This window comes from Rhodococcus sp. BP-261 (assembly GCF_019835205.1).
Classification (GTDB): Bacteria; Actinomycetota; Actinomycetes; order Mycobacteriales; family Mycobacteriaceae; genus Rhodococcoides; species Rhodococcoides kyotonensis_B.
The window spans coordinates 76,199-99,381 of the sequence record NZ_JABUCO010000003.1 but is presented as its reverse complement, the minus strand read 5'-3'; the positions used below and the strand labels follow the sequence as shown (position 1 = coordinate 99,381).

General features: G+C 63.9%; 37 protein-coding genes. 30 read left to right on the top strand and 7 right to left on the bottom strand.

Features of this window, described 5'->3' with window-relative positions; all coding sequences use genetic code 11:
- Position 1 precedes the first annotated feature (1 nt).
- From HQ354_RS04715 to HQ354_RS04695, 5 genes are all read right to left on the bottom strand, one after another.
- Complete coding sequence (locus HQ354_RS04715; RefSeq protein WP_068432333.1) at positions 2-835, bottom strand: ABC transporter permease; 834 nt, start codon at positions 833-835, stop codon at positions 2-4.
- Entirely contained in the window at positions 832-1,803 is a 972-nt protein-coding gene (locus tag HQ354_RS04710) for an ATP-binding cassette domain-containing protein (protein WP_167674599.1), read from the bottom strand. Before HQ354_RS04710 ends, HQ354_RS04715 begins: the two co-directional genes overlap by 4 nt.
- Positions 1,804-1,890: 87 nt before the next feature.
- Positions 1,891-2,844: a diiron oxygenase gene (locus tag HQ354_RS04705; protein WP_222634323.1), complete on the bottom strand. Its 954-nt coding sequence runs from the start codon at positions 2,842-2,844 to the stop codon at positions 1,891-1,893.
- 14 nt (positions 2,845-2,858) lie between these two features.
- Positions 2,859-3,734: a prephenate dehydrogenase dimerization domain-containing protein gene (locus HQ354_RS04700; RefSeq protein ID WP_222634257.1), complete on the bottom strand. Its 876-nt coding sequence runs from the start codon at positions 3,732-3,734 to the stop codon at positions 2,859-2,861.
- A 24-nt stretch (positions 3,735-3,758) separates the two neighbouring features.
- On the bottom strand, positions 3,759-4,262 hold the full coding sequence (locus tag HQ354_RS04695; protein WP_222634256.1) for a hotdog fold domain-containing protein: 504 nt from the start codon (positions 4,260-4,262) through the stop codon (positions 3,759-3,761).
- 484 nt (positions 4,263-4,746) lie between these two features.
- Between HQ354_RS04695 and rpsJ the strand changes: the two genes are divergently transcribed.
- Genes rpsJ through rpsQ form a run of 11 tightly spaced genes read left to right on the top strand, consistent with a single transcriptional unit; the run spans position 4,747 to position 10,031 of the window.
- Entirely contained in the window at positions 4,747-5,052 is a 306-nt protein-coding gene (gene rpsJ, locus HQ354_RS04690; protein ID WP_003938093.1) for a 30S ribosomal protein S10, read from the top strand.
- Positions 5,053-5,066: 14 nt separating this feature from the next.
- Positions 5,067-5,732, top strand: a complete 666-nt coding sequence (gene rplC, locus HQ354_RS04685) for a 50S ribosomal protein L3 (RefSeq protein ID WP_068432479.1) — start codon at positions 5,067-5,069, stop codon at positions 5,730-5,732.
- On the top strand, positions 5,729-6,400 hold the full coding sequence (rplD, locus tag HQ354_RS04680; protein ID WP_068432322.1) for a 50S ribosomal protein L4: 672 nt from the start codon (positions 5,729-5,731) through the stop codon (positions 6,398-6,400). Before rplC ends, rplD begins: the two co-directional genes overlap by 4 nt.
- Entirely contained in the window at positions 6,397-6,702 is a 306-nt protein-coding gene (rplW, locus tag HQ354_RS04675) for a 50S ribosomal protein L23 (RefSeq protein WP_068432316.1), read from the top strand. Before rplD ends, rplW begins: the two co-directional genes overlap by 4 nt.
- A 39-nt stretch (positions 6,703-6,741) precedes the next feature.
- The gene (gene rplB, locus HQ354_RS04670; RefSeq protein ID WP_068432314.1) at positions 6,742-7,578 is read left to right on the top strand and encodes a 50S ribosomal protein L2; all 837 of its coding nucleotides are present in this window, start codon (positions 6,742-6,744) and stop codon (positions 7,576-7,578) included.
- Positions 7,579-7,591: 13 nt separating this feature from the next.
- Positions 7,592-7,873, top strand: a complete 282-nt coding sequence (gene rpsS / locus HQ354_RS04665) for a 30S ribosomal protein S19 (RefSeq protein ID WP_008718309.1) — start codon at positions 7,592-7,594, stop codon at positions 7,871-7,873.
- The gene (rplV, locus tag HQ354_RS04660; RefSeq protein WP_068432312.1) at positions 7,870-8,289 is read left to right on the top strand and encodes a 50S ribosomal protein L22; all 420 of its coding nucleotides are present in this window, start codon (positions 7,870-7,872) and stop codon (positions 8,287-8,289) included. The genes rpsS and rplV overlap by 4 nt, the downstream gene beginning before the upstream one ends.
- The gene (rpsC, locus tag HQ354_RS04655; protein WP_068432310.1) at positions 8,289-9,092 is read left to right on the top strand and encodes a 30S ribosomal protein S3; all 804 of its coding nucleotides are present in this window, start codon (positions 8,289-8,291) and stop codon (positions 9,090-9,092) included. The genes rplV and rpsC overlap by 1 nt, the downstream gene beginning before the upstream one ends.
- A 2-nt stretch (positions 9,093-9,094) precedes the next feature.
- Positions 9,095-9,511: a 50S ribosomal protein L16 gene (gene rplP, locus HQ354_RS04650; RefSeq protein WP_068432308.1), complete on the top strand. Its 417-nt coding sequence runs from the start codon at positions 9,095-9,097 to the stop codon at positions 9,509-9,511.
- Positions 9,511-9,756 carry a 50S ribosomal protein L29 gene (gene rpmC / locus HQ354_RS04645; RefSeq protein ID WP_019663551.1) on the top strand — a complete coding sequence of 82 codons (246 nt, stop codon included), beginning with the start codon at positions 9,511-9,513 and terminating at the stop codon, positions 9,754-9,756. Before rplP ends, rpmC begins: the two co-directional genes overlap by 1 nt.
- On the top strand, positions 9,753-10,031 hold the full coding sequence (gene rpsQ, locus HQ354_RS04640) for a 30S ribosomal protein S17 (RefSeq protein ID WP_068432307.1): 279 nt from the start codon (positions 9,753-9,755) through the stop codon (positions 10,029-10,031). Before rpmC ends, rpsQ begins: the two co-directional genes overlap by 4 nt.
- Before the next feature lie 74 nt (positions 10,032-10,105).
- Here rpsQ and HQ354_RS04635 read toward each other — a convergent pair whose 3' ends face one another.
- The gene (locus tag HQ354_RS04635; RefSeq protein ID WP_222634322.1) at positions 10,106-11,449 is read right to left on the bottom strand and encodes an AIM24 family protein; all 1,344 of its coding nucleotides are present in this window, start codon (positions 11,447-11,449) and stop codon (positions 10,106-10,108) included.
- Between the two features lie 209 nt (positions 11,450-11,658).
- Between HQ354_RS04635 and HQ354_RS04630 the strand changes: the two genes are divergently transcribed.
- The 14 genes from HQ354_RS04630 (at position 11,659) to map (ending at position 20,245) form a co-directional block, all read left to right on the top strand.
- On the top strand, positions 11,659-12,579 hold the full coding sequence (locus HQ354_RS04630; RefSeq protein ID WP_222634255.1) for a glycosyltransferase family 2 protein: 921 nt from the start codon (positions 11,659-11,661) through the stop codon (positions 12,577-12,579).
- Positions 12,580-12,733: 154 nt separating this feature from the next.
- Positions 12,734-13,102 (top strand): 50S ribosomal protein L14, encoded by a 369-nt coding sequence (rplN, locus tag HQ354_RS04625; protein WP_068432300.1) that lies wholly within the window; start codon positions 12,734-12,736, stop codon positions 13,100-13,102.
- Positions 13,103-13,420 (top strand): 50S ribosomal protein L24, encoded by a 318-nt coding sequence (rplX, locus tag HQ354_RS04620; protein ID WP_068432297.1) that lies wholly within the window; start codon positions 13,103-13,105, stop codon positions 13,418-13,420.
- 1 nt (position 13,421) lies between these two features.
- Positions 13,422-13,985 carry a 50S ribosomal protein L5 gene (gene rplE / locus HQ354_RS04615; protein ID WP_068432294.1) on the top strand — a complete coding sequence of 188 codons (564 nt, stop codon included), beginning with the start codon at positions 13,422-13,424 and terminating at the stop codon, positions 13,983-13,985.
- 4 nt (positions 13,986-13,989) lie between these two features.
- Entirely contained in the window at positions 13,990-14,175 is a 186-nt protein-coding gene (locus HQ354_RS04610) for a type Z 30S ribosomal protein S14 (RefSeq protein WP_084424121.1), read from the top strand.
- A gap of 389 nt (positions 14,176-14,564) precedes the next feature.
- Positions 14,565-14,963, top strand: coding sequence for a 30S ribosomal protein S8 (gene rpsH / locus HQ354_RS04605; RefSeq protein WP_068432291.1), 399 nt, complete (start codon positions 14,565-14,567; stop codon positions 14,961-14,963).
- Positions 14,964-14,977: 14 nt separating this feature from the next.
- On the top strand, positions 14,978-15,517 hold the full coding sequence (gene rplF / locus HQ354_RS04600; protein WP_068432288.1) for a 50S ribosomal protein L6: 540 nt from the start codon (positions 14,978-14,980) through the stop codon (positions 15,515-15,517).
- A gap of 1 nt (position 15,518) precedes the next feature.
- Positions 15,519-15,929 carry a 50S ribosomal protein L18 gene (gene rplR, locus HQ354_RS04595; protein ID WP_068432286.1) on the top strand — a complete coding sequence of 137 codons (411 nt, stop codon included), beginning with the start codon at positions 15,519-15,521 and terminating at the stop codon, positions 15,927-15,929.
- A 31-nt stretch (positions 15,930-15,960) separates the two neighbouring features.
- A complete protein-coding gene (gene rpsE, locus HQ354_RS04590; RefSeq protein ID WP_068432282.1) occupies positions 15,961-16,620 on the top strand; it encodes a 30S ribosomal protein S5 in 660 nt (219 codons plus the stop codon).
- Entirely contained in the window at positions 16,620-16,799 is a 180-nt protein-coding gene (rpmD, locus tag HQ354_RS04585; RefSeq protein WP_019663565.1) for a 50S ribosomal protein L30, read from the top strand. Before rpsE ends, rpmD begins: the two co-directional genes overlap by 1 nt.
- A gap of 2 nt (positions 16,800-16,801) precedes the next feature.
- Positions 16,802-17,245, top strand: a complete 444-nt coding sequence (rplO, locus tag HQ354_RS04580) for a 50S ribosomal protein L15 (protein WP_068432279.1) — start codon at positions 16,802-16,804, stop codon at positions 17,243-17,245.
- 329 nt (positions 17,246-17,574) lie between these two features.
- Positions 17,575-18,897, top strand: a complete 1,323-nt coding sequence (secY, locus tag HQ354_RS04575) for a preprotein translocase subunit SecY (protein WP_068432276.1) — start codon at positions 17,575-17,577, stop codon at positions 18,895-18,897.
- A complete protein-coding gene (locus tag HQ354_RS04570) occupies positions 18,894-19,448 on the top strand; it encodes an adenylate kinase (protein ID WP_068432273.1) in 555 nt (184 codons plus the stop codon). The genes secY and HQ354_RS04570 overlap by 4 nt, the downstream gene beginning before the upstream one ends.
- Positions 19,448-20,245, top strand: a complete 798-nt coding sequence (map, locus tag HQ354_RS04565) for a type I methionyl aminopeptidase (protein WP_068432270.1) — start codon at positions 19,448-19,450, stop codon at positions 20,243-20,245. The genes HQ354_RS04570 and map overlap by 1 nt, the downstream gene beginning before the upstream one ends.
- Before the next feature lie 189 nt (positions 20,246-20,434).
- Here the strand turns inward: map and dtd are convergent, their stop codons facing one another.
- Positions 20,435-20,872 carry a D-aminoacyl-tRNA deacylase gene (gene dtd, locus HQ354_RS04560; RefSeq protein ID WP_222634254.1) on the bottom strand — a complete coding sequence of 146 codons (438 nt, stop codon included), beginning with the start codon at positions 20,870-20,872 and terminating at the stop codon, positions 20,435-20,437.
- Positions 20,873-21,068: 196 nt separating this feature from the next.
- Between dtd and infA the strand changes: the two genes are divergently transcribed.
- From infA to rpsD, 5 genes are all read left to right on the top strand, one after another.
- Positions 21,069-21,290, top strand: coding sequence for a translation initiation factor IF-1 (gene infA / locus HQ354_RS04555; protein WP_005140011.1), 222 nt, complete (start codon positions 21,069-21,071; stop codon positions 21,288-21,290).
- Between the two features lie 95 nt (positions 21,291-21,385).
- Positions 21,386-21,499 carry a 50S ribosomal protein L36 gene (rpmJ, locus tag HQ354_RS04550; RefSeq protein ID WP_025347279.1) on the top strand — a complete coding sequence of 38 codons (114 nt, stop codon included), beginning with the start codon at positions 21,386-21,388 and terminating at the stop codon, positions 21,497-21,499.
- 199 nt (positions 21,500-21,698) lie between these two features.
- The gene (gene rpsM, locus HQ354_RS04545; protein WP_068432265.1) at positions 21,699-22,073 is read left to right on the top strand and encodes a 30S ribosomal protein S13; all 375 of its coding nucleotides are present in this window, start codon (positions 21,699-21,701) and stop codon (positions 22,071-22,073) included.
- On the top strand, positions 22,073-22,486 hold the full coding sequence (gene rpsK / locus HQ354_RS04540; protein WP_068432262.1) for a 30S ribosomal protein S11: 414 nt from the start codon (positions 22,073-22,075) through the stop codon (positions 22,484-22,486). Before rpsM ends, rpsK begins: the two co-directional genes overlap by 1 nt.
- 21 nt (positions 22,487-22,507) lie before the next feature.
- Positions 22,508-23,113, top strand: a complete 606-nt coding sequence (gene rpsD / locus HQ354_RS04535) for a 30S ribosomal protein S4 (protein WP_068432259.1) — start codon at positions 22,508-22,510, stop codon at positions 23,111-23,113.
- The last annotated feature ends 70 nt before the right edge of the window (positions 23,114-23,183 follow it).

Genomic DNA, 23,183 nt, shown 5'->3' with positions numbered 1-23,183 from the left:
CTCACTCTCTCCGTCGCAGGCTCGCCCACAGAGCGAGCGGAATCAGCACGACACTCAATCCGATGATCCACAGCAGCGCCGGCAGAATGACCGAGAACGTGATGGCGCCTTCGGCCATGTCTCGCATCGCGGCCGAGAACTGTGAGATCGGCTGGTTGCGGACGAACGGTCGAATCCATTCGGGGAACCCGGTCTCCGGAACGAAGCCGGTCGACGCCATCCCGAGAATCAGTTGGGGGAGCGTCAGCGCCTGGCTCGTCGCCTCCGGACTCTTGGACAACGTGCCGATCGCGTCGGCGCCGAACGACAGCACCGTGCTGATGGCCAGAGCCGTCGCACCGAACATCATGGCCTGCAGTGGACCTGCGCTGAACCGGAAGCCGATGACGTGGCCGTAGATGAGCGCGGCGGTGAGCGTCACCGTGGATCTCAGGAACGCGCTGGTCATGCGGGCCATCAGCGGGGCCCCGATGACGACGGGCATCGTCTTGAGCCGCGTCGACAACCCCGTCAAGGCCTCGGTCGACGCGCGCTGCGCGGACGAGATTGCGGTGAACGCCATGGCCTGCAGGACGATGATCGGCATCAGGAACTGGGCGTAGTCGATGCCCTGGAACTGCATGACGAACTTCAGCGGCAGATAGAAGCCGATGGTGAAGATCAGCGGTGCGATGACCGCGACCAGCAGTTCACCCTTCTTGACCATCGTGCGCACCGTCCGCGCAGTCAGGACACGCCATTGGACGAAACCCGACGGCTCGAACCGCCGTCGACGTGATCGGTCGTCGCCGGCCTCGCTCTCCGAGGATCGCGAATCTCTCTCGGCTGTGGTCACGGCGTCGGAACCGGGTTGGTGTGGCCGGTCAGAGTCAGGAACACGTCGTCGAGAGACGGCCGTCGCAACGCGATGTCGGCGAGGGGAATGCCCGCTTGGTCGATCCGTCGAAGAACCTCCGACAACGTGCCTGCGCCGTCCGGAGCCGGAATCGACAACCGGTCGACGCCGGGAGTCAGATCCTTGGCGACGGCCTCGGGGACGAGCTCGCCGAGAACCGTCACCACGGCGGGCAGCTGATCGGGATCCAACGGCACGACCTCACAGAAGTTGCCGCCGGTCATCGCTTTCAACTCGTCCGACGTGCCTTCGGCGATGACGGTGCCCTTGTCGATGACGATGATGTTGTCGCTGAGCACGTCGGCCTCTTCGAGGTACTGCGTCGTCAGCAGAACGGTGATGCCCTGCGCCTTCAAAGCCTCGACCAGCGACCACACACCCTGACGGGAGCGGGGATCGAGACCGGTCGTCGGCTCGTCGAGGAACACGACCTTGGGGCGAACGACAAGCCCGCACGCGATGTCGATACGGCGACGCATACCGCCCGAGTAGCCCCGCACAGGACGCTTTCCGGTGTGGACCAGGTCGAACTCCTCGAGGAGGGCCTGGGCGCGAGCCTTGGATGCCTTCTTGTCGAGCCCCATCAAACGGCCGAACAGCTCGATGTTCTCGCGCCCGGACAGCGTGTCGTCGAGTGCGGCGTACTGGCCGGTCATCATGATCGACCGTCGAACTGCAGGCGCCTCGGCGGACACGTCGTGCCCTGCGACGAGAGCGCGCCCTCGGTCGGGCCTGATCAACGTCGACAGAACCTTGACCGTCGTCGTCTTGCCTGCGCCGTTGGGGCCGAGGATTCCCAGAACCGAACCGCGAGGGGCCGAGAAGCTGATCCCGCGGAGAGCGTGGACGTCGTCGAAAGACTTGTGGACGTCCTCCACCAGTACAGCTGCGTCCTCGGACAAGGCCATCGATTCTCCGTACGGTCGGGGACAGTGAGGGTCGAGCAGTTCCGCCCTGAGATGTTACCTGCGGTCACAGCGAACCCGAGCGAACGCTCACGCCCAGTCGATACCGATTTCGTCCTCGACGTCGAGTTTTCGGCACAGCGCCCTGATGCCGCTGTAGTCCTGGATCAGCTGCCGCCTGCTCCCGTCGGTCTCGACCTCGTTCAGCATTCGCTCGAAATCGGGGACCTCCTCCTGATGCAGAATGGCTCGCCACGTCGAGAAGTCCGTACTGGAGAACGCGTCCATTCCGTCTTTCAGGCCGTCGAGAAAACTGCGTCGACCTCGGTCGTCGAGCTTCTCGAACACGATGCCCGCCAGGTCGTCGGCGATCGACGCGTGGCAGTACTCGTCTCGGTTGTGCAGCTTGACGGTTGCCCGGTTCACCGGCTGGACCAGTTCGTTGTCCTCGATCAGGTCGAGGTAGGACGTGATCGAGATCTCTGCCACGGTCGTGAACGCGAGGGCGCTGAGAGCCGCGCTCTCCGAGTCCGGTGCCGTCAGCTGAGCTTTCTGACGTCGTCGAACCGTCGCGCTGAAGGGAAGGCTCTGCGTTCGAAGGGGCCAACCGCGCCTGCGACGCGTCAGGACGCTCGCGTTGAGGTGCATGAGGGTGTGGTACTGCTCGTCGACCATTGCCTGGGTGACGGCGACTGCGAGCGTGTCGCCGAGTCCGGTCTCGAAGGCATCCTGCGCCAGTAACGAGAAACCCGGATTGACGACCTGTTGCTCGACGTCCATGACGTTCTTGTTGTAGGCGATCCAGCCCCACGCTCGAAGCTTCTCGCGCCTGGCCTCGGGGAGTTCGCGGTAGGTGTCGTGCTCCGCGAACGGAATGAGAGCTTCGGGGAAATCGTGCTTCGCAGGATCGAAGAGGTCGTCGAGATCCGGTTCGGCCTTCTTGACGGTTGCCCGATGCTCCCAGTTTCCGGCCAGACGCTTGACCACGGCGCTTTCGACGGGGTCGGTGGCGTCGTACTGGGGAAGTGAGGGGTGCTCGATCATTGCGTAGTCCTCTGTCACGTGGCGCTACCTCGAACCGTACCGAAAAGCTCGGTACACAACGCCGAATAGACGTCACCGTTCGGCACCGATGCGCCCGCACCTCGCATGAGTTCGGCGAAGCCCGACTCGGTACCGGACGCGACTGTCGCGTCGAGGTCACGAAGCCCGCGCGCCAACGCCGCGCGTGCCGCGGCCGCATGGGGGTTGCCGGCCTGAACATCCCAGTAGACCTCTGGTTGACCACCCGAGACCCGTGCGAGGAGGGCGAGGAGAGTCCGGGCCGGGGGAGGAGCGACGGCGTCGACCAGGGACGCGTCGACGCCCAGTTGGTCCAGCGCCGAACCGAAGGCCAGCACCGCCGCGTGCGTCAGCGCCTGCGTCGCGGCTGCCAACCTGTCGTGTGTATCCGCGTCGAGTTCGATCACGCGCCCACCCCAGCGTCGGACCCTGTCCAAGAACTCGGTCGCAGCTGTTCCGGGTCGGTGCGTGACGGCGGCTACAGGGCGGCCCTGCATACCGAGCGCGGGCGCGAACATCGGGTTGATGCCGATGACCGGGCCCGCGATGTCGCCCACGGACGACGCGAATCCCGACTTCACCGACAGCGTTTCGACAAGCAGGCCGGTCGGAGCGCGCCACTGTGAAATTGATTGCAGCGCAACGGATTCCGGAACCGCGAGCACGACGACGCCGGCTGTGCTCAGGTGTGACGCCAACTGTTCGTCGGGGTCCGTGATGTCACCGACGACGTGGTCGACGCTCGTGTCCCGGTCGTGTGGAACGACACGGTCTACTGTCAGGACCGTCGATCCGTCATCCGCCAGCAGGTGGGCGAGCAGGGTGCCGACGGCACCGCTGCCGCCCGCGACCACGGCGTCGTACGTCTTCATGCGACCAGTATGTAGTGCAGAGGTTCACCGATCGTGCGTGCGCGCGGCGCGCGACACCCAGATCGTGATGTCGGCATGCACGACCTCGGTCCCGGCCTTGTCGGTGATCCGTACGGGAACGACGAGATCCATGCCGTCGTCGATCGTGTCGAAGTCGGGTATCTCGATCTCGGCGAGGGCGTGAAGCGACGTCGTCGCCTTGGTCAGGTACTGCACCCTCATCTCCTTGGGGATCCAGCGGTGCGTCGTCGGGACCGTCGCCTCCGCGAGCATCCCCATCGCGACCTCGGCGAGATTGCACGCGGCGATGGCGTGGAAGGTTCCGAGGTGGTTGCGGATGCCCCACCACTTCGGCGCTGTCACCTCGCATCGGCCTGGTTCGAGCGATCGGACGTGAGGGAGAATGGTGCCGAAGTACGGCACGCGCACGCACATTCCCAGAGAGAACAGTGCTTCTCCCACGACAGCGAGTGGCAGGCGCTGCCAGGTGCGGTACGTAGGTCCGACGGTGTTCACAGTGGCGGTCATGTCCGCACCTTACCGCCGAGTAAGTTCGGGCGACAGCGGCATGCGCTGGGCAATCGGGGCGGATTTGTACTCACGGCCGGTGTACGGCATACTGGTCGGGTTGCCTGGGCAGGGACGCGCTTCTGTGCGGCCTCGAACAGGTAAGAAAAGCAGAACGGACCAGCACTCTTACGTGAGTGCGTCCGGTTCGCCAGCTCGGAGATGCACCGACGGCCTCGCGCCATGGAGCTTCGGAGAAGAGCAAGCGGTCGAAGTATGAGTAGAAATACGACACGCCCGACCGCGTGGACCGGAGAACCATGACAGATGAACAGCGGCAACGGATCGGGTACCCGCCTGATCGCCAACGTTCGGTCTGTCGTGCGAGCACGAAGGCAGTTCGAGTCCTATTCGGTGAAACCGAACGACTCGGGGACTGTGCATACGAGGTGGAGCAGGCCGAGTGGCCGGTTCTACGACAAGCGGCAAGAAAAGGACACTAAGCGTGGCGGGACAAAAGATCCGCATCAGGCTCAAGGCCTACGACCATGAGGCGATCGATGCGTCAGCGCGCAAGATCGTCGAGACGGTCACCCGTACGGGTGCCCGCGTCGTCGGACCGGTGCCGTTGCCGACCGAAAAGAACGTGTACTGCGTCATCCGTTCGCCCCACAAGTACAAGGATTCGCGCGAACACTTCGAGATGCGTACTCACAAGCGGCTCATTGACATCCTCGACCCGACGCCGAAGACGGTCGACGCGCTCATGCGCATCGATCTGCCTGCCAGTGTCGACGTCAACATCCAGTGAGCGCGGAGACAACGATGACTGATAACAAGAATCGGCCTGCGACAGGAATTCTGGGCACCAAGCTCGGAATGACCCAGGTCTTCGACGAGAACAACCGCGTCGTTCCCGTGACCGTGATCAAGGCAGGCCCGAACGTGGTCACCCAGATCCGCACGCAGGAGCGCGACGGCTACAGCGCAGTCCAGGTCGCCTTCGGTGCGATCGACCCGCGCAAGGTGAACAAGCCGACCACCGGCCAGTTCGAGAAGGCAGGTGTCACGCCCCGCCGCCACGTCGTGGAGATCCGTGTCGCCGACGCCTCGCAGTTCGAGGTCGGCCAGGAGCTCACCGCCGCTGTGTTCGAGGACGGCGCATTCGTCGACGTCACCGGCACCAGCAAGGGCAAGGGCTTCGCCGGAACCATGAAGCGCCACGGCTTCGCCGGCCAGGGTGCAAGCCACGGTGCGCAGGCTGTCCACCGTCGTCCCGGATCCATCGGTGGTTGTGCAACCCCCGGTCGCGTCTTCAAGGGAATGCGCATGTCCGGACGCATGGGTGGCGACCGCGTCACCACGCAGAACCTCTCGGTCCACAAGGTGGACAGCGAGAACGGTCTGCTCTTGATCAAGGGAGCGATCCCCGGCCGTCGCGGCAACGTCGTGATCGTCAAGTCCGCATTGAAGGGTGGTGCACGGGCATGACCAGCCTCGAGAAGAAGACCAATCTGACGCTGGACGTCAAGGAAGCCGGTGGCAAGACCAACGGCACCGTCGATCTCCCCGCCGAGATCTTCGACGCTCCTGCGAACGTCGCGCTGATGCATCAGGTCGTCGTCGCACAGCTCGCTGCTGCTCGTCAGGGAACGCACTCCACGAAGACTCGTGGCGACGTTCGCGGTGGCGGCAAGAAGCCGTACCGCCAGAAGGGCACCGGCCGCGCTCGTCAGGGCTCGACCCGCGCTCCGCAGTTCGTCGGCGGTGGAACCGTTCACGGACCGCAGCCGCGTGACTACAGCCAGCGGACCCCGAAGAAGATGAAGGCCGCCGCTCTGCGCGGAGCCCTCTCCGACCGGACCCGCAACGAGCGTCTGCACGTGATCACCGAACTGGTGGCCGGACAGACCCCGTCGACCAAGGTTGCCAAGTCGTTCCTCGCCGAGATCTCGGACCGCAAGAAGGTCCTTCTGGTCGTCGGCCGCGAAGACATCGCAGCGTGGAAGAGCGTCCAGAACCTGGACGGCGTGCACCCCATCGCACCCGACCAGCTCAACACGTACGACGTGCTCGAAGCCGATGACGTCGTATTCAGCGTGGAAGCGCTGAACACGTTCATCGCAGGGCCTGCGAAGAACGAGGAGGGAAGCAAGTGACCACCATCGCCGATCCCCGCGACATCTTGCTGGCGCCGGTCATCTCCGAGAAGTCCTACGGACTGATCGAGGAAGGCACCTACACCTTCCTGGTGCACCCGGATTCGAACAAGACGCAGATCAAGATTGCCGTCGAGAAGATCTTCGACGTCACCGTGACCAGCGTCAACACGCAGAACCGTCAGGGCAAGCGCAAGCGGACCCGGTTCGGTTACGGCAAGCGCAAGGACACCAAGCGCGCGCTCGTGACGCTCTCCGCCGACAGCAAGCCCATCGAGATCTTCGGAGGTCCGGTCGCGTAAGCGGCTGGGATTCTTCGGAACTAGAGGACGAGAAGACTCATGGCAATCCGTAAGTACAAGCCGACCACTCCGGGCCGCCGCGGCTCCAGTGTCTCCGATTTCGCGGAGATCACTCGCAGCACGCCCGAGAAGTCGCTGATTCGCCCCCTGCACGGTCGCGGTGGACGTAACGCACACGGTCGTATCACCACCCGGCACAAGGGTGGCGGTCACAAGCGCGCGTACCGTCTGATCGATTTCCGTCGCAACGACAAGGACGGCGTGCCGGCCAAGGTCGCTCACATCGAGTACGACCCCAACCGCACCGCCAACATCGCACTGCTGCACTACGCGGACGGCGAGAAGCGCTACATCGTCGCACCCAAGGGCATCAGCCAGGGATCCCCGATCGAGTCCGGCGCAGGCGCCGACATCAAGCCGGGTAACAACCTGCCGCTGCGCAACATCCCCACGGGTACGACCATCCACGCTGTGGAGCTTCGTCCCGGTGGCGGCGCCAAGATGGCCCGCTCCGCCGGATCGAGCATCCAGCTCCTCGGCAAGGAAGGCACCTACGCCACCCTGCGTATGCCCTCCGGCGAGATCCGTCGCGTCGACGTGCGCTGCCGCGCAACCGTCGGCGAGGTCGGCAACGCCGAGCAGTCGAACATCAACTGGGGCAAGGCCGGCCGTATGCGCTGGAAGGGCAAGCGCCCCACCGTCCGTGGTGTCGTCATGAACCCGGTCGACCACCCGCACGGTGGTGGTGAGGGCAAGACCTCCGGTGGTCGCCACCCGGTCAGCCCCTGGGGACAGCCTGAAGGCCGTACCCGCAAGAACAAGGCGAGCGACAAGCTCATCGTCCGTCGTCGCCGTACCGGCAAGAACAAGCGCTAGGAGGGAGTTCAGAATGCCACGCAGCCTGAAGAAAGGCCCGTTCGTAGACGATCACCTCCTCGCGAAGGTCGACGTCCAGAACGACAAGGGAACCAAGCAGGTCATCAAGACCTGGTCCCGTCGCTCGACAATTCTCCCCGACTTCATCGGTCACACTTTCGCCGTCCACGACGGTCGTAAGCACGTGCCGGTGTTCGTGTCCGACTCGATGGTCGGCCACAAGCTCGGAGAGTTCGCACCGACCCGCACGTTCAAGGGTCACATCAAGGACGACCGGAAGGCGAAGAGGCGATGAGCAAGACCGAAACCGCCAACCCGACTGCAAAGGCCGTCGCGAAGCACGTACGCGTCACGCCCATGAAGGCACGCCGCGTCGTCGATCTGGTTCGCGGGCGCTCCGTCGAGGACGCGCTCAACATCCTGAAGTTCGCGCCGCAGGCAGCCAGCGAGCCGGTCGCCAAGGTGATCGCGTCCGCAGCGGCCAACGCCGAGAACAACCTGGATCTCGACCCCAGCACGCTGGTCGTCGCGACTGCATTCGTGGACGAGGGCGCAACCCTCAAGCGTTTCCAGCCGCGTGCTCAGGGCCGGGCATTCCGGATCCGCAAGCGCACGAGCCACATCACGGTGATCGTCGAAAGCCTGCCCAAGACCGGTGGAACCAGCCGTAACCGCCGCAAGGGTCAGGCGTCCAAGGAAGGGGCTCAGTAGTGGGTCAGAAAATCAACCCGCACGGCTTCCGCTTGGGTATCACCACTGACTGGAAGTCGCGTTGGTACGCAGACAAGCAGTACTCGGAGTACGTCAAGGAAGACGTCGCGATCCGCAAGCTTCTCGCCACCGGCATGGAGCGCGCGGGTATCGCGAAGGTCGAGATCGAGCGCACCCGTGACCGTGTTCGCGTGGACATCCACACGGCACGCCCGGGCATCGTCATCGGTCGCCGTGGCGCCGAAGCCGACCGCATCCGCGGAGCACTCGAGAAGCTGACCGGCAAGCAGGTTCAGCTCAACATCCTCGAGGTCAAGAACGCCGAGTCCGAGGCTCAGCTCGTGGCCCAGGGTGTTGCCGAGCAGCTCAGCAACCGCGTCGCATTCCGTCGCGCGATGCGTAAGGCCATCCAGTCGGCCATGCGTCAGCCGAACGTCAAGGGCATTCGTGTCCAGTGCTCCGGCCGTCTCGGCGGCGCCGAGATGTCCCGCTCGGAGTTCTACCGCGAAGGCCGTGTGCCGCTGCACACGCTTCGTGCGGACATCGACTACGGACTGTACGAAGCCAAGACCACCTTCGGCCGCATCGGCGTGAAGGTCTGGATCTACAAGGGCGACATCGTCGGTGGCCGTCGTGAGCTGGCCGCTGCTGCACCTGCTGCAGGCAACGACCGCCCGCGTCGTGAGCGTCCCTCGCGTCCGCGTCGTTCCGGTGCTTCGGGCACCACGGCGACCAGCACCGAGGCCGGTCGCGCGGCATCCGCAGAGGCTCCGGCCTCGACCGAGTCGAATCAGGAGGGCTGACGATGTTGATCCCACGCCGGGTCAAGCACCGGAAGCAGCACCACCCGAAGCGATCGGGTGCGTCCAAGGGCGGCAACCACGTGACGTTCGGTGACTACGGCATCCAGGCTCTCGAGCCCGCCTACATCACCAACCGTCAGATCGAGGCTTCCCGAATCGCGATCACTCGCCACATCAAGCGTGGCGGCAAGGTCTGGATCAACATCTTCCCGGACCGCCCGCTCACCAAGAAGCCTGCCGAGACCCGAATGGGTTCCGGTAAGGGTTCGCCCGAGTGGTGGGTCGCGAACGTCAAGCCGGGTCGGGTGCTCTTCGAGCTCTCGTTCCCCGACGAAGCAACCGCGCGTGCAGCACTGACTCGCGCAATCCACAAGCTGCCGATGAAGGCACGCATCATCACCAGGGAGGAGCAGTTCTGATGGCTACCGGAACCCCAGCCGCAGAGCTTCGCGAGCTCACCGGTGAAGAGCTGGTCACCAAGCTGCGCGAGTCGAAGGAAGAGCTGTTCAACCTTCGTTTCCAGATGGCTACCGGCCAGCTGGACAACAACCGTCGACTGCGCACCGTTCGTCACGAGATCGCGCGCATCTACACCGTCCTGCGTGAGCGTGAGCTCGGTCTGGCCACCGGCCCTGCCGACGACACTGCAGGTGACGCGGCATGAGCGAGGAAAAGACTGTGACTGAAGGACGCAACAACCGCAAGACCCGCATCGGATACGTCGTATCCGACAAGATGCAGAAGACGATCGTGGTCGAGCTGGAAGACCGGGTCAAGCACCCGCTCTACAGCAAGGTCATCCGTCGCACGACCAAGGTGAAGGCCCACGACGAGAACGGAGTCGCCGGAATCGGTGACCGCGTTCAGCTCATGGAGACCCGCCCGCTGTCCGCCACGAAGCACTGGCGACTGGTCGAGGTCCTCGAGAAGGCCAAGTAGGACTCCCGTCCTTACTGCGAACGAAGCCCGCTCCCGAATGGGAGCGGGCTTTTTCGTATGTTCCGGCGAGGCTCTCAGCGTCCGAGGAGTCCACCGAGCGCGCCACCGACACCCGCCTGTTCGCCGCTTCCACTACCGCCGATCATGCCGGCAGGCGGCAGCTCCGACGGTTGGACGACGACGAATCCCTGACCCGCGAACTCCAGTGTGAAGCGCTCGCCGGTCGATCGACCGATCAACGTCCCCAGGCCGAACGAGTCGTTCTTCTTCACTCGCGTAGACAGGCTGGACGACCATGCGACCGCCGCCTGCGGATCGGCGAACGTCGGCTGATCCACGTTCAGCACGACAGGAACGCCGTCGGTCGTGATCGCGATTCGGCCTCGTCCGGTGAACACGCAGTTGAAGAATCCGGCATTCCCGCCCGATGCCGCGCCCTGGACGCGTTTGACGTCGTAGCTCAGCGACGAATCGAACGCCAGTACGTTCGCACCGTTGATCGTCAGACCGTCGGACCCGTCGAGATCTATCAGGTGAACGTCCTGGGCGGCGTTCGCGAGGAACAGATCCCCGCGCCCGGAAACCTTCATGAGTGGCACGCCCTCACCGGACAGCGCCTGACGCACGGCTCTGCCGAAGCCACCCGAGCCCTTCGCTTCGAAGCTCAGATCGCCCTGGTAGGCGACCATCGAGCCGGCGCGTGCCATGACGTCGCCGTTCATGCCGACCCGGCACATCTTGCTGCCTTGCTTCTGAATACCCGCGCCGGGGACCTCGGAATGCGCGGGCGCGAACAGGTCACTCTTCATGGGCTGATGCCCTCCTGACGTAGGAGCCGGCGATGTGGGAGCGGCCGCCGGGGTGGGTGGGGGAGTGATCGTGGGCGACGCGGCCGACGCGTGGGCTGGCTCTTCGTCGATGCTGATGCCGAAAGCTGTTGCCAGCCCGGCCAATCCGTCGGCATAGCCTTGGCCCACCGCGCGGAGCTTCCAGTCCGAGCCGCGGCGGTAGATCTCGAGACAGACCAGGGCGGACTCGTCAGCTCCGGCATCGGCTCGGTAGCTCACGACGGCGCTTCCCGACGCGTCGCCCACTGTCGTCGCGACAGGACCGGCGGCCGCGAAGGTCGTCGGGCCTGTGCCATCCAGCGATGCCGTGATTGCGACTGTGTCGATGTCGGACGGAATGTGGGCGGTGTCGACGACGATACGGTGACGGCTGCCCTCGTGGCGGTACTCGACGCCGGGCCCGACGGGTTGGTTGTAGAAGATCAGGTCCGCATCCGAACGAACACGGCCGTCCGCGGCGAGCAACAACGCCGACACGTCCAGCGGATACGCGCTCTCGACGTGGATCGTCATGGTGGACGACGGGGCCGGACAATTCTCCCCAGGGGCGAGTGTCTTCACGAGATCCAGTGTGCCCGACGTCGGCAGAACCGGGGGATCGGCCGCAGAATCGAACGGAAATGGCGAAATTATTCTTTCGGCGGTTTCAAGTCGATCAATCGACCGACAACAATTTCGTTCGACCTGTTACGAGATGCACAGGACGGTCCGAATGGATTAGTGTCGAATCGCTGTACGTATCTTCATGTTTTCCGGCTGCCGACGCGAGCGGGGTTTCGATGACCGAACTGCAGGTTTCCGAGAAATCGGAATCCAAACGCCATCACGACGAGATCCTGGTCTCCGTCGTCATTCCCGCAAAGAATTCGCTGCCGGATCTCGACGACCAGCTGGACAGTCTCGCCAAGCAGAGCTACCCGGGCCCGGTCGAGGTCGTGATCGCCGACAACGGGTCGGACGACGGCCTCGACCAACATGTGCGCGAATACGCCCGCAAGGGACTGCTCGACGTGCGCTACGTGGACGCGTCGGGGAAGGCGGGACCGTCGTACGCACGCAACCAGGGCGCGAACGCTGCCCGTGGTGAGTTCCTCGCCTTCTGCGACGCGGACGACGTCGTGCACGCAGACTGGCTTGCCACGTTGGTCGATCTGGCGCAGGAGAGCGACGTCGTCGGCACCGCTGTCGAGACCGACTCGATCAATACGGCCAAGGCGCTCGACTGGACGCCGACGAGTCCGCCTGAGACGCAAGGGAAGACCACATTTCTGCCTTTTGCGATCGGTGCGAGTTTCGGTTGCTGGGCTTCGGTATATCGCGCACTCGGAGGAATGTCGTCCGAATTGAAAGCAAGCGAGGACGTCGAATTCTGCTGGCGCGCGCAATTGACGGGGTACACCCTTGCTTTCGCGCAAAAACAACTGGTCGGATATCGACTCCGCGACAGGCTTGTGCCGTTGATCAGACAGTCCTACAAATTGGGCTATGGGTTCGCCCAGGTGCAAGGGCTCTATCGCGCCCAGGGCTGCCCGCCGGTCCATCTACGACGGGCCATGCGGTGGTGGGGGCTGTTGCTTCTCGGCAACCCGCTCGTGCCGCGATTCCTCACGCGAGTCTCGCGTGGACAATGGTTGCGCGCCGTAGCTGCCCACGTCGGTGAGGTACGCGGGGGATTGAAGTACCACACCTTCGTCTGGTGACCAGCCTCGATTTGGTTTCGGCTCGGGAGTTCCCTACACTTGACCAGTTGCCTGTGGCAGCGGTGTGCCCTCGTGCGCCCGTGTTGCAGCAGCCGACCGCGCGTGTCGGGACGGAAATCCGGCACGTAAGCACATCCAGGTCTAGGAGAAGTTTGTGATTCAGCAGGAGTCGCGCGTACGCGTTGCTGATAACACGGGTGCGAAGGAAATCCTTTGCATCCGCGTTCTCGGCGGCTCGTCACGTCGCTACGCCGGAATCGGCGACGTCATCGTGGCAACGGTGAAGGACGCCATTCCCGGCGGCAACATCAAGAAGGGTGAGGTCGTCAAGGCCGTCATCGTGCGTACCGTCAAGGAGCGCCGTCGTCCGGATGGCTCGTACATCCGTTTCGACGAGAACGCTGCGGTGCTCATCAAGGCCGACAACGATCCCCGTGGAACTCGTATCTTCGGCCCAGTCGGCCGCGAGCTCCGCGAGAAGAAGTTCATGAAGATCGTCTCGCTCGCCCCGGAGGTGCTGTAAATGAAGGTGCACAAGGGCGACACCGTTCTCGTGATCGCAGGCAAGGACAAGGGCGCCAAGGGCAAGGTCATCCAGGCCTACCCGGCTGATTCCAAGGTCCTCGTCGAGGGCGTGAACCGCATCAAGAAGCACACCGCGGTTTCCGCGAACCAGCGTGGCGCCTCCTCGGGCGGCATCGTCACGCAGGAAGCCCCGATCCACGTTTCGAACGTCGCGGTCATCGACTCGGACGGCAACCCCACCCGCGTGGGCTACCGGACCGACGAAGAGACCGGCAAGCGCGTTCGTATTTCCCGGAAGAACGGGAAGGACATCTGAGATGACTACCACTGAGAACACGCAGCCTCGGCTGAAGGCGCGCTACCGCGCCGAGATCCGCGACGCTCTCAACTCCGAGTTCGCATACGACAACGTCATGCAGATCCCGGGTGTTGTGAAGGTCGTCGTCAACATGGGTGTCGGCGACGCCGCCCGTGACGCGAAGCTGATCAACGGCGCAGTTGCCGACCTCGCTGCGATCACCGGTCAGAAGCCGGAGATCCGCAAGGCGCGCAAGTCCATCGCACAGTTCAAGCTCCGCGAAGGAATGCCCATCGGTGCGCGCGTCACGCTGCGCGGCGACCGCATGTGGGAGTTCCTGGACCGCCTGACCTCCATTGCCCTTCCCCGAATCAGGGACTTCCGTGGCCTCTCCGGCACGCAGTTCGACGGCAACGGCAACTACACGTTCGGCCTCAACGAGCAGTCGATGTTCCACGAGATCGACGTGGACAAGATCGATCGTCCGCGCGGCATGGACATCACTGTGGTGACCACCGCAACCAACAACGAAGAAGGCCGCGCGCTGCTCAAGCACCTCGGCTTCCCGTTCAAGGAGAACTGAGTCCATGGCTAAGAAGGCATTGGTCAACAAGGCCAACAAGAAGCCGAAGTTCGCTGTGCGCGCCTACACGCGTTGCAACCGCTGCGGCCGTCCCCACTCGGTGTTCCGCAAGTTCGGCTTGTGCCGTATCTGCGTTCGCGAGATGGCGCACCGCGGTGAGCTTCCTGGCGTTCACAAGAGCTCCTGGTGATCTGAGGCCCTCGGGCCTCGCACCACGCTGACGGGCGTGGGTTCCGAATGGAACCCACGCCCGTTTTTGCGCGTAACGGACGATTTGGAGATCGGCGGCCCATTGCCTACACTTGTGCGGTTGCCCGGGCTTCGTCGTGCCTGCACACGAGTCCTTGCAATGACAGACGCAACCTCGAGTCTTCCACGTTGAAACTCGTAACACCTGGCAGTGCAGCGATGCATTGCCAGGAGCGCAACCCCTGACCGGCAACAGTCGGTCAGGACATGTTCACTTCGCTGTAGGCCCACGATGTGACGAGCCAGGCCAAGGGTTTTCTTTCGACCCGGTGGCACCAGTTCGCGCGTGCTGCATGGGAACCGCTGCGAGAAAGGTGCACAGGTCACACCATGACGATGACCGATCCAATCGCAGACTTCTTGACTCGTCTGCGCAACGCCAACTCGGCGTACCACGACCAGGTGAAGCTTCCTCACTCGAAGCTGAAGGCGAACATTGCCGACATCCTGAAGCGCGAGGGCTACATCGCTGATTACCGTACCGAGGACGCAGAGGTGGGCAAGACCCTCGTCGTCGACCTCAAGTACGGACCCAGCCGTGAGCGCAGCCTCGCCGGCGTGCGTCGCATCTCGAAGCCCGGCCTTCGTGTGTACGCGAAATCCACCAATCTGCCCAAGGTTCTCGGCGGACTGGGCGTGGCGATCATCTCCACGTCCACCGGTCTGCTCACGGAGCGTCAGGCGGCCAAGCAGGGTGTGGGCGGAGAAGTCCTCGCCTACGTCTGGTAGGGGAGGCCACCACCATGTCACGTATTGGAAAATTGCCGGTCGCGGTTCCCGCGGGCGTCGACATCACCATCGACGGCCAGAACGTCGCGGTCAAGGGCCCCAAGGGTTCCCTCGAGCTGACGATCGCCGAGCCCATCCAGATCGCCCGAGCCGAGGACGGCAGCATCGCTGTCACCCGTCCGGACGACGAGCGTCGTAGCCGCTCGCTGCATGGCCTCTCGCGCACCCTCGTCGCCAACCTCATCACCGGTGTCACCAACGGTTACACCACCAAGATGGAGATTCACGGCGTCGGTTACCGCGTTGTCCTCAAGGGCAAGGACCTCGAGTTCGCTCTCGGGTACAGCCACCCCGTGCTGATCGAGGCACCGGAAGGCATCACGTTCACGGTGGAGTCGCCCACGCGATTCACCATCAGCGGCATCGACAAGCAGGCAGTCGGCCAGATCGCTGCCAACATTCGTCGTCTGCGGCGTCCGGACCCGTACAAGGGCAAGGGCATCCGCTACGAGGGTGAAGTCATCCGCCGCAAGGTCGGAAAGACGGGTAAGTGATATGAGCCAGACAACAGACAAGGCGAAGGTCGACCGCACTCCTCGCGGAACCGACGTCTCGACGAAGCGCCGCCTCTCCAAGGCACGTCGCCACTTCCGCCTGCGCAAGAAGATCTCCGGAACGCCCGAGCGTCCCCGGTTGGTCGTCAACCGCTCCTCACGCCACATCCATGTCCAGCTCGTGGACGACCTCGCAGGCCACACGTTGGCCAGCGCGTCGACCATCGAGGCGGACGTGCGCGCGTTGGACGGCGACAAGAAGGCGCAGAGCGCCAAGGTCGGCGAGCTCATCGCCAGCCGCGCCAAGGCAGCTGGAATCGACGCGGTCGTCTTCGACCGCGGCGGCAACACCTACAGCGGCCGCATCGCGGCTCTGGCAGATGCTGCCCGCGAAGGCGGGTTGGCATTCTGATGATGACCACGAACAACGGAAGGACAGCCTGATGCCGGGACGTCAACGGCGTGACGGCGGAAACGGCCCCGCCGGACAGAACAGTGGACCGAACAGCGGCGACAACCGCGGTGACAACCGCGGTGGACGCGATCGTCGCGACAACTCGCGTGGCGGAAACGCTGCCGAGAAGTCGAACTTCATCGAGCGCGTAGTCGCGATCAACCGCGTCTCCAAGGTCGTCAAGGGTGGTCGTCGCTTCAGCTTCACCGCCCTCGTCATCGTCGGCGACGGCAACGGCTTGGTCGGCGTCGGCTACGGCAAGGCCAAGGAAGTTCCCGCGGCGATCCAGAAGGGCGTCGAAGAGGCACGCAAGGGCTTCTTCCGCGTTCCGATGATCGGCGGCACCATCACGCACCCCGTCCAGGGTGAAGCTGCAGCAGGCATCGTCATGCTCCGTCCGGCCAGCGCCGGTACCGGTGTCATCGCCGGTGGTGCTGTCCGCGCCGTGCTGGAGTGCGCCGGAATCCACGACGTGCTGTCGAAGTCGCTCGGAAGCGACAACGCCATCAACGTCGTCCACGCCACCGTGCAGGCTCTGAAGGAACTGCAGCGTCCCGAGGAAGTCGCGGCTCGCCGCGGCCTGACCCTCGAAGAGGTTGCTCCCGCAGGCATGCTCCGTGCGCGCGCACAGGCAGGAGCGGTGAAGTAATGGCACAGCTGAAGGTCACTCAGATCAAGAGCACCATCGGCCAGAAGTCGAACCAGCGGGACAGCCTGCGGACGCTCGGACTGAAGGGCATTCGCCAGTCCGTCGTTCGCGAGGACACGCCGCAGACTCGCGGACTGGTCAACGTGGTGCGCCACCTCGTCACAGTTGAGGAGGTCTAACCATGACCATCAAACTGCACCACCTGCGCCCCGCTCCCGGATCCAAGTCGGCGAAGATTCGCGTCGGCCGCGGTGAAGGCGGCAAGCGCGGCAAGACCGCTGGTCGCGGTACCAAGGGAACCGGCGCACGCAAGAACGTGCCGTCGCGTTTCGAGGGCGGCCAGATGCCCCTGCAGATGCGTCTGCCGAAGCTCAAGGGCTTCACCAACCCGAACCGGGTCGAGTTCCAGGTCGTGAACCTTCGCGACATCGAGCGGCTCTTCCCCCAGGGCGGCGAGATCAGCATTGCCGATCTCATCGCCAAGGGTGCGGTTCGCAAGAACCAGCCCGTCAAGGTTCTGGGCGACGGAAAGCTGACCGTCAAGGTCGACATCTCCGTCAACAAGTTCACCGGCTCTGCCAAGGAAAAGATCGCCGCTGCCGGCGGTTCTGCAACCGAGGTCTAGCCTGCTCCGGCACCCGCCGTGCTTGCGGGTGCCGGTAGGTACATCGCGCGATGGCCGCAGTGCACTTCCTCATGGAGGCGTGCACTGCGGCCATCCGTGCCTCACCGGGCGTTCGTGGGTTCCACCCGGATGGCGAAGACGGTGCCCGATCGGGTAGCACGGCAACTGACCGTCAGCCCGCACGGCGCACACTGTTAGAGTTCTAGAGTTCACTTTCATTGCTCGAATGCAGGCGACGAACATCGTCTGCAGTCCACGGTCGAAGCTCGGCCGGACCGATCACGGTCCGACGGATCTCGACGCCAACGCGCCTTGTGCCAGGAGGATCTTTGCTTTCCGCCTTCGTGTCGGCCCTCAGGACTCCTGACCTGAGACGGAAGATCCTCTTCACCCTCGGGTTGGTTGCCCTCTATCGGTTCGGTGCAACCCTGCCGTCTCCCGGCGTCGACTACGCCAACGTCCGAGCATGTATCGACCAGGTCTCCGGTGGCGACCAGGCGGGCATCTACTCGTTGATCAACCTGTTCTCCGGCGGCGCACTTCTGCAACTGTCGGTCTTCGCGATCGGCATCATGCCGTACATCACGGCCAGCATCATCGTTCAGCTGTTGACGGTCGTCATCCCGAAGTTCGAAGAACTTCGCAAGGAAGGCCAGTCCGGCCAGGCGAAGATGACCCAGTACACCCGGTATCTGTCGATCGCTCTCGCGATCCTGCAGGCAACGGGTCTGGTTGCACTCGCGTCGCGCGGTCAGCTGCTGCAGGGCTGCCAACAGGACATCATCGCGGACACGAGCATCTTCGGTCTGATCATCATCGTGCTCGTCATGACTGCCGGTGCGGCGCTCGTGATGTGGTTCGGCGAGGTCATCACCGAACGCGGCGTCGGCAACGGTATGTCGCTGCTGATCTTCGCCGGCATCGCGTCGCGCATCCCGTCCGAGGGCAAGTCGATTCTGGACAGCCGCGGAGGCCTGGTCTTCGGCCTGGTCTGTGTTGCGGCGCTGCTGATCATCGCCGGCGTCGTCTTCGTCGAGCAGGGCCAGCGCCGTATTCCGGTGCAGTACGCCAAGCGCATGGTCGGGCGCAAGATGTACGGCGGTTCGTCGACGTACCTGCCTTTGAAGGTCAACCAGGCAGGCGTCATCCCCGTGATCTTCGCGTCGTCGCTTCTGTACCTCCCCAACTTGATCGCCCAGCTGACGTCCGCGAGTACCGCGACGGACCCGAGCTGGTGGCAGCGAATCATCAACGAGTACTTGGTGAACCCGGCGAACCCGGTCTACATCGCCATCTACTTCGGACTCATCGTCTTCTTCACCTACTTCTACGTCGCCATCACCTTCAACCCGGAGGAACGCGCCGACGAGATGAAGAAGTTCGGTGGATTCATCCCGGGCATCCGCCCGGGCAGGCCGACCGCCGACTACTTGAACTACGTGCTCAGCCGCATCACACTGCCGGGCGCGATCTACCTGGGCACCATCGCCGTGCTGCCCAACCTGTTCCTCGACATCGGTAGCTCGGGCGGCGCGCAGAACTTGCCGTTCGGCGGTACTGCCGTGCTCATCATGGTCAGCGTCGGCCTCGACACCGTGAAACAGATCGAAAGCCAGCTGATGCAGCGTAACTACGAAGGGTTCCTCAAGTGAGACTTGTTCTTCTTGGTCCTCCCGGTGCCGGTAAGGGCACCCAGGCAACGATCCTGTCGGAGAAGCTGGGTGTACCCCACATCTCCACCGGAGATCTGTTCCGCGCGAACATCAGCGAGCAGACCGCACTCGGTATCGAGGCGAAGAAGTACCTCGACGCGGGCGACCTCGTCCCGAGCGAACTCACCGTCGACATGGTGCGCAGCCGCCTCGCCGAGCCGGACGCCGTCAACGGCTTCCTCCTCGACGGCTTCCCGCGTTCGGTCAACCAGGCTGAGGCGCTCGTCGGAATTCTCGCCGACATGGGCGCGAAGCTCGACGCGGTCCTGTCCTTCGTCGTCGACGAGGACGTCGTCGTCGAGCGCATGCTGGCCCGCGGCCGCGCGGACGACAAGGAAGACGTGATTCGTAACCGCCTCAACGTCTACCGCGACGAGACCGCACCGTTGCTCGACTACTACTCGGACTCGATCGTCACGGTCGACGCGATCGGTGAAGTCGACGAAGTCAGCGCACGCGCTCTGAAAGCTATCGAGGGTTTCGACAAGTAATGGCGTTCGGTCGTAAGCGCAAGGTAGTGCCGTTCCGCAGTCCAGGAGAGCTCGACGCCATGGCTGCGGCCGGCGCTGTCGTCGGCGCCGCATTGGTAGCCGTCCGTGACGCGGCCAAACCGGGAGTATCGACCCTGGAACTGGACCGGGTCGCGGAGGCCGTCATCCGGGATGCAGGTGCTGTCCCGTCGTTCCTCGGTTACCACGGCTTCACCGGCAGCATCTGCTCGTCGGTGAACGACCGTGTCGTGCACGGCATTCCGTCCGCCGACGACGTTCTCGCCGACGGCGACCTGATCTCGATCGACTGCGGCGCCATTCTCGATGGATGGCACGGCGATTCCGCCTGGACCTTCGGTGTCGGCCACATCATCGAGGCCGACGAGTTGCTCAGCGAAGCAACGCGGTTGTCGATGGAAGCGGGCATCGCGGCCATGATCGCGGGCAACCGTCTGACGGATGTCTCGCATGCCATCGAGACAGGCACGCACGCGGCCGAGAAGGCACACGGCCGCAAGTACGGCATCGTCGACGGATACGGCGGCCACGGCATCGGTCGCGAAATGCACATGGAACCGTTCCTCGCGAACGAAGGCGCACCTGGCAAGGGCCCCGAGCTCGTAGTCGGTTCGACCCTCGCGATCGAACCGATGCTCACCCTCGGCACCTACGAGACCGAGGTTCTGGGTGACGACTGGACCGTCGTCACCACCGACGGTTCCCGAGCAGCGCACTGGGAACACACCGTCGCCGTCACCGAGGACGGTCCGCGCATCCTGACGCTGCGGCCTGAATAGGTAATCCGGCGTCGCGCTCCATCCCCGCGCTTCGTCCCCGCTCCGACCGAAGGTGACATTCGGTCACTCCGAGTGACCGAGGGACGCTCTCGGTGCGGGCGGGGTGAGCGAGGGACGCATTCTGTCACTCCGAGTGACCGAGGGACGCCCTCGGTGCGGGCGGGGTGAGCGAGGGTGACATCCGGTCTGTCAGAGCTCGACCGAAATGGTCACCGGACCGTCGTTGACGAGCGCCACCTTCATGTGAGCCCCGAACGTCCCGGTCTCGACGATGGCTCCGAGTTCGCGAAGGCGATCGACCACCCGTTGGACGAGTGGTTCGGCGACCGTCCCGGGCGCGGCCTGGTTCCATGACGGTCGCCGGCCCTTGGCGGTGTTGGCGTACAGCGTGAACTGACTGATCACCAGTAGGGGAGCACCGACGTCCGAAGCCGCTTTCTCGTCGTCGAGAATTCGCATTTTCCAGATCTTCTCGGCGAGAGCGTCGCTCGACTCCACGGTGTCGGTGTGTGTTGCTCCGACGAGCACGACCAACCCCTGCCTGCCGTCGGCGAGGTCCAAGGCGCCGACCACAGAGCCGTCTACCTGGACCGATGCGGATGTCACCCGTTGAATCAGCGCGCGCATCCCCGTAGCTTGCCATCCCCGCTGGAGGCTCATTTGGCCTGGTGGGAGTTTGCCGGTAGCATAGGTCGGCGGTGCGCTCTGCGTACCGGTTGTCCGCATGCCTGCGTGAGCCGGCGGTCGTGCGACCGGGCAGTGAGCATCACGGTAACGGAAACAGATGCAATCAACCAGGCGTGAAGCCAGGGACGCGGAGGATATGGCTAAGAAAGACGGTGCCATCGAGGTCGAGGGCCGGGTCGTCGAACCCCTGCCCAATGCGATGTTTCGCATTGAGCTGGAGAACGGCCACAAGGTGCTCGCACACATCAGCGGAAAGATGCGCCAGCACTACATTCGCATCCTCCCCGAGGATCGCGTCGTAGTGGAGCTCTCTCCGTACGACCTCACGCGTGGGCGCATCGTTTACCGCTACAAGTAAAAAGCTTCTTCGGCCAGACCCGGTCGGAGAGAACCATGCTCGCGGCGGTGCCGTGCAATTCGGCGCGCGTGGGCAGAACACAGGAGATCAGCGACGTGAAGGTTCAGCCGAGCGTCAAGAAGATCTGCGAGAAGTGCAAGGTGATTCGTCGTAACGGGCGAGTCATGGTCATCTGCGACAACCTGCGTCACAAGCAGCGTCAGGGATAACCACCGAGCATTCGCGTTTCTGCTTGGCACATAGCTAGAAGAAGACCTCCCAGCACCAACCGCGACATACGCGTCACGGCATACCCCCGGCACGGAGGCCGGGGCCCCACTGAGTTCGAGGGAATTTCGGTTCCCAGCAGTACAGAGGCACAGGGGACGGACTGGGAGCAGACCTCCGGAACAAGATAAGGATTGCCACATGGCACGTCTCGCAGGTGTGGATCTGCCGCGCGAAAAGCGCATGGAGATCGCACTGACTTACATCTACGGCATCGGCCGTACCCGCTCGAAGGAGATCCTCGACGCAACCGGCATCAGCCCGGACCTGCGCAGCAAGGATCTGTCCGACGAAGATCTGACGAAGCTCCGCGAGTACATCGAGGAGTCCCTCAAGGTCGAGGGCGACCTGCGCCGCGAGGTTCAGGCCGACATCCGTCGCAAGATCGAAATCGGCTGCTACCAGGGCCTTCGCCACCGTCGTGGTCTGCCCGTCCGTGGACAGCGCACCAAGACCAATGCGCGCACCCGTAAGGGACCGAAGCGCACCATTGCCGGCAAGAAGAAGGCGAAGTAATGCCCCCCAAAGCACGCGGTACCGGTCCGAAGAAGACGCAGAAGGCGCGTCGCAGGGACAAGAAGAACGTCCCGCACGGATCTGCACACATCAAGAGCACGTTCAACAACACGATCGTGTCGATCACCGACCCGTCGGGCAATGTCATCTCGTGGGCGTCGTCGGGCCACGTGGGCTTCAAGGGCTCGCGCAAGTCGACTCCGTTCGCTGCTCAGCTCGCGGCCGAGAACGCTGCGCGCAAGGCACAGGAGCACGGCGTCAAGAAGGTCGACGTGTTCGTCAAGGGTCCCGGCTCCGGCCGTGAGACCGCGATCCGCTCGCTTCAGGCTGCTGGCCTCGAGGTCGGCACCATCTCCGATGTCACCCCCCAGCCGCACAACGGCTGCCGTCCGCCGAAGCGGCGTCGGGTCTAGCGGGAAGGAAAGGTTTAGAAAATGGCACGTTATACCGGTCCCGCTACCCGCAAGTCGCGTCGTCTGCGCGTCGACCTCGTTGGAGGCGACCAGGCGTTCGAGCGTCGTCCTTACCCGCCCGGCCAGCACGGCCGCGCGCGGATCAAGGAGAGCGAGTACCTGCTCCAGCTGCAGGAGAAGCAGAAGGCTCGCTTCACCTACGGCGTCATGGAGAAGCAGTTCCGTCTCTACTACAAGGAAGCCAACAAGCGTCCCGGCAAGACCGGTGAGAACTTGTTGACGATCCTCGAGACGCGTCTCGACAACGTCGTCTACCGCGCCGGACTCGCACGCACGCGTCGTCAGGCACGTCAGCTGGTCACCCACGGGCACTTCCTCGTGAACAACCAGCGAGTGGACATCCCCAGCTACCGCGTCTCGCAGTACGACATCATCGATGTCCGCGAGAAGTCGCTGTCCACGCTTCCGTTCCAGGTCGCCCGTGAGACGGTCGGCGAACGTCCCGTTGCCTCGTGGCTGCAGGTCGTCCCGAACCGCCTGCGGATCCTGGTTCACCGGGTACCGGAGCGCGCACAGATCGATGTGCCGCTCCAGGAGCAGCTCATCGTCGAGTACTACTCGAAGTAAGGCGCAGCACGCCTGCGGGTGTCGTATTCATCCGCAGGCGTTCTCGCCTCCACACGTGGGCGTCAAATAG

Bases quoted from the DNA above. Each gene is read 5' to 3' on its own strand.
- rpmC (WP_019663551.1), top strand. From the start codon at position 9,511: ATGGCTACCGGAACCCCAGCCGCAGAGCTTCGCGAGCTCACCGGTGAA.
- rplO (WP_068432279.1), top strand. From the start codon at position 16,802: ATGACCATCAAACTGCACCACCTGCGCCCCGCTCCCGGATCCAAGTCG.
- rpsS (WP_008718309.1), top strand. From the start codon at position 7,592: ATGCCACGCAGCCTGAAGAAAGGCCCGTTCGTAGACGATCACCTCCTC.
- rplF (WP_068432288.1), top strand. From the start codon at position 14,978: ATGTCACGTATTGGAAAATTGCCGGTCGCGGTTCCCGCGGGCGTCGAC.
- HQ354_RS04710 (WP_167674599.1), bottom strand. From the start codon at position 1,803: ATGGCCTTGTCCGAGGACGCAGCTGTACTGGTGGAGGACGTCCACAAG.
- rplD (WP_068432322.1), top strand. From the start codon at position 5,729: ATGACCAGCCTCGAGAAGAAGACCAATCTGACGCTGGACGTCAAGGAA.
- map (WP_068432270.1), top strand. From the start codon at position 19,448: ATGGCGTTCGGTCGTAAGCGCAAGGTAGTGCCGTTCCGCAGTCCAGGA.
- rpsQ (WP_068432307.1), top strand. From the start codon at position 9,753: ATGAGCGAGGAAAAGACTGTGACTGAAGGACGCAACAACCGCAAGACC.
- rpsK (WP_068432262.1), top strand. From the start codon at position 22,073: ATGCCCCCCAAAGCACGCGGTACCGGTCCGAAGAAGACGCAGAAGGCG.
- rpsD (WP_068432259.1), top strand. From the start codon at position 22,508: ATGGCACGTTATACCGGTCCCGCTACCCGCAAGTCGCGTCGTCTGCGC.
- HQ354_RS04630 (WP_222634255.1), top strand. From the start codon at position 11,659: ATGACCGAACTGCAGGTTTCCGAGAAATCGGAATCCAAACGCCATCAC.
- infA (WP_005140011.1), top strand. From the start codon at position 21,069: ATGGCTAAGAAAGACGGTGCCATCGAGGTCGAGGGCCGGGTCGTCGAA.
- HQ354_RS04695 (WP_222634256.1), bottom strand. From the start codon at position 4,262: ATGACCGCCACTGTGAACACCGTCGGACCTACGTACCGCACCTGGCAG.
- HQ354_RS04705 (WP_222634323.1), bottom strand. From the start codon at position 2,844: ATGATCGAGCACCCCTCACTTCCCCAGTACGACGCCACCGACCCCGTC.
- rpmD (WP_019663565.1), top strand. From the start codon at position 16,620: ATGGCACAGCTGAAGGTCACTCAGATCAAGAGCACCATCGGCCAGAAG.
- rplV (WP_068432312.1), top strand. From the start codon at position 7,870: ATGAGCAAGACCGAAACCGCCAACCCGACTGCAAAGGCCGTCGCGAAG.
- rpsE (WP_068432282.1), top strand. From the start codon at position 15,961: ATGCCGGGACGTCAACGGCGTGACGGCGGAAACGGCCCCGCCGGACAG.
- rplB (WP_068432314.1), top strand. From the start codon at position 6,742: ATGGCAATCCGTAAGTACAAGCCGACCACTCCGGGCCGCCGCGGCTCC.
- rpsM (WP_068432265.1), top strand. From the start codon at position 21,699: ATGGCACGTCTCGCAGGTGTGGATCTGCCGCGCGAAAAGCGCATGGAG.
- HQ354_RS04610 (WP_084424121.1), top strand. From the start codon at position 13,990: ATGGCTAAGAAGGCATTGGTCAACAAGGCCAACAAGAAGCCGAAGTTC.
- HQ354_RS04700 (WP_222634257.1), bottom strand. From the start codon at position 3,734: ATGAAGACGTACGACGCCGTGGTCGCGGGCGGCAGCGGTGCCGTCGGC.
- rpsH (WP_068432291.1), top strand. From the start codon at position 14,565: ATGACGATGACCGATCCAATCGCAGACTTCTTGACTCGTCTGCGCAAC.
- dtd (WP_222634254.1), bottom strand. From the start codon at position 20,872: ATGCGCGCGCTGATTCAACGGGTGACATCCGCATCGGTCCAGGTAGAC.
- rplP (WP_068432308.1), top strand. From the start codon at position 9,095: ATGTTGATCCCACGCCGGGTCAAGCACCGGAAGCAGCACCACCCGAAG.
- rplX (WP_068432297.1), top strand. From the start codon at position 13,103: ATGAAGGTGCACAAGGGCGACACCGTTCTCGTGATCGCAGGCAAGGAC.
- rplE (WP_068432294.1), top strand. From the start codon at position 13,422: ATGACTACCACTGAGAACACGCAGCCTCGGCTGAAGGCGCGCTACCGC.
- rplR (WP_068432286.1), top strand. From the start codon at position 15,519: ATGAGCCAGACAACAGACAAGGCGAAGGTCGACCGCACTCCTCGCGGA.
- rplC (WP_068432479.1), top strand. From the start codon at position 5,067: ATGACTGATAACAAGAATCGGCCTGCGACAGGAATTCTGGGCACCAAG.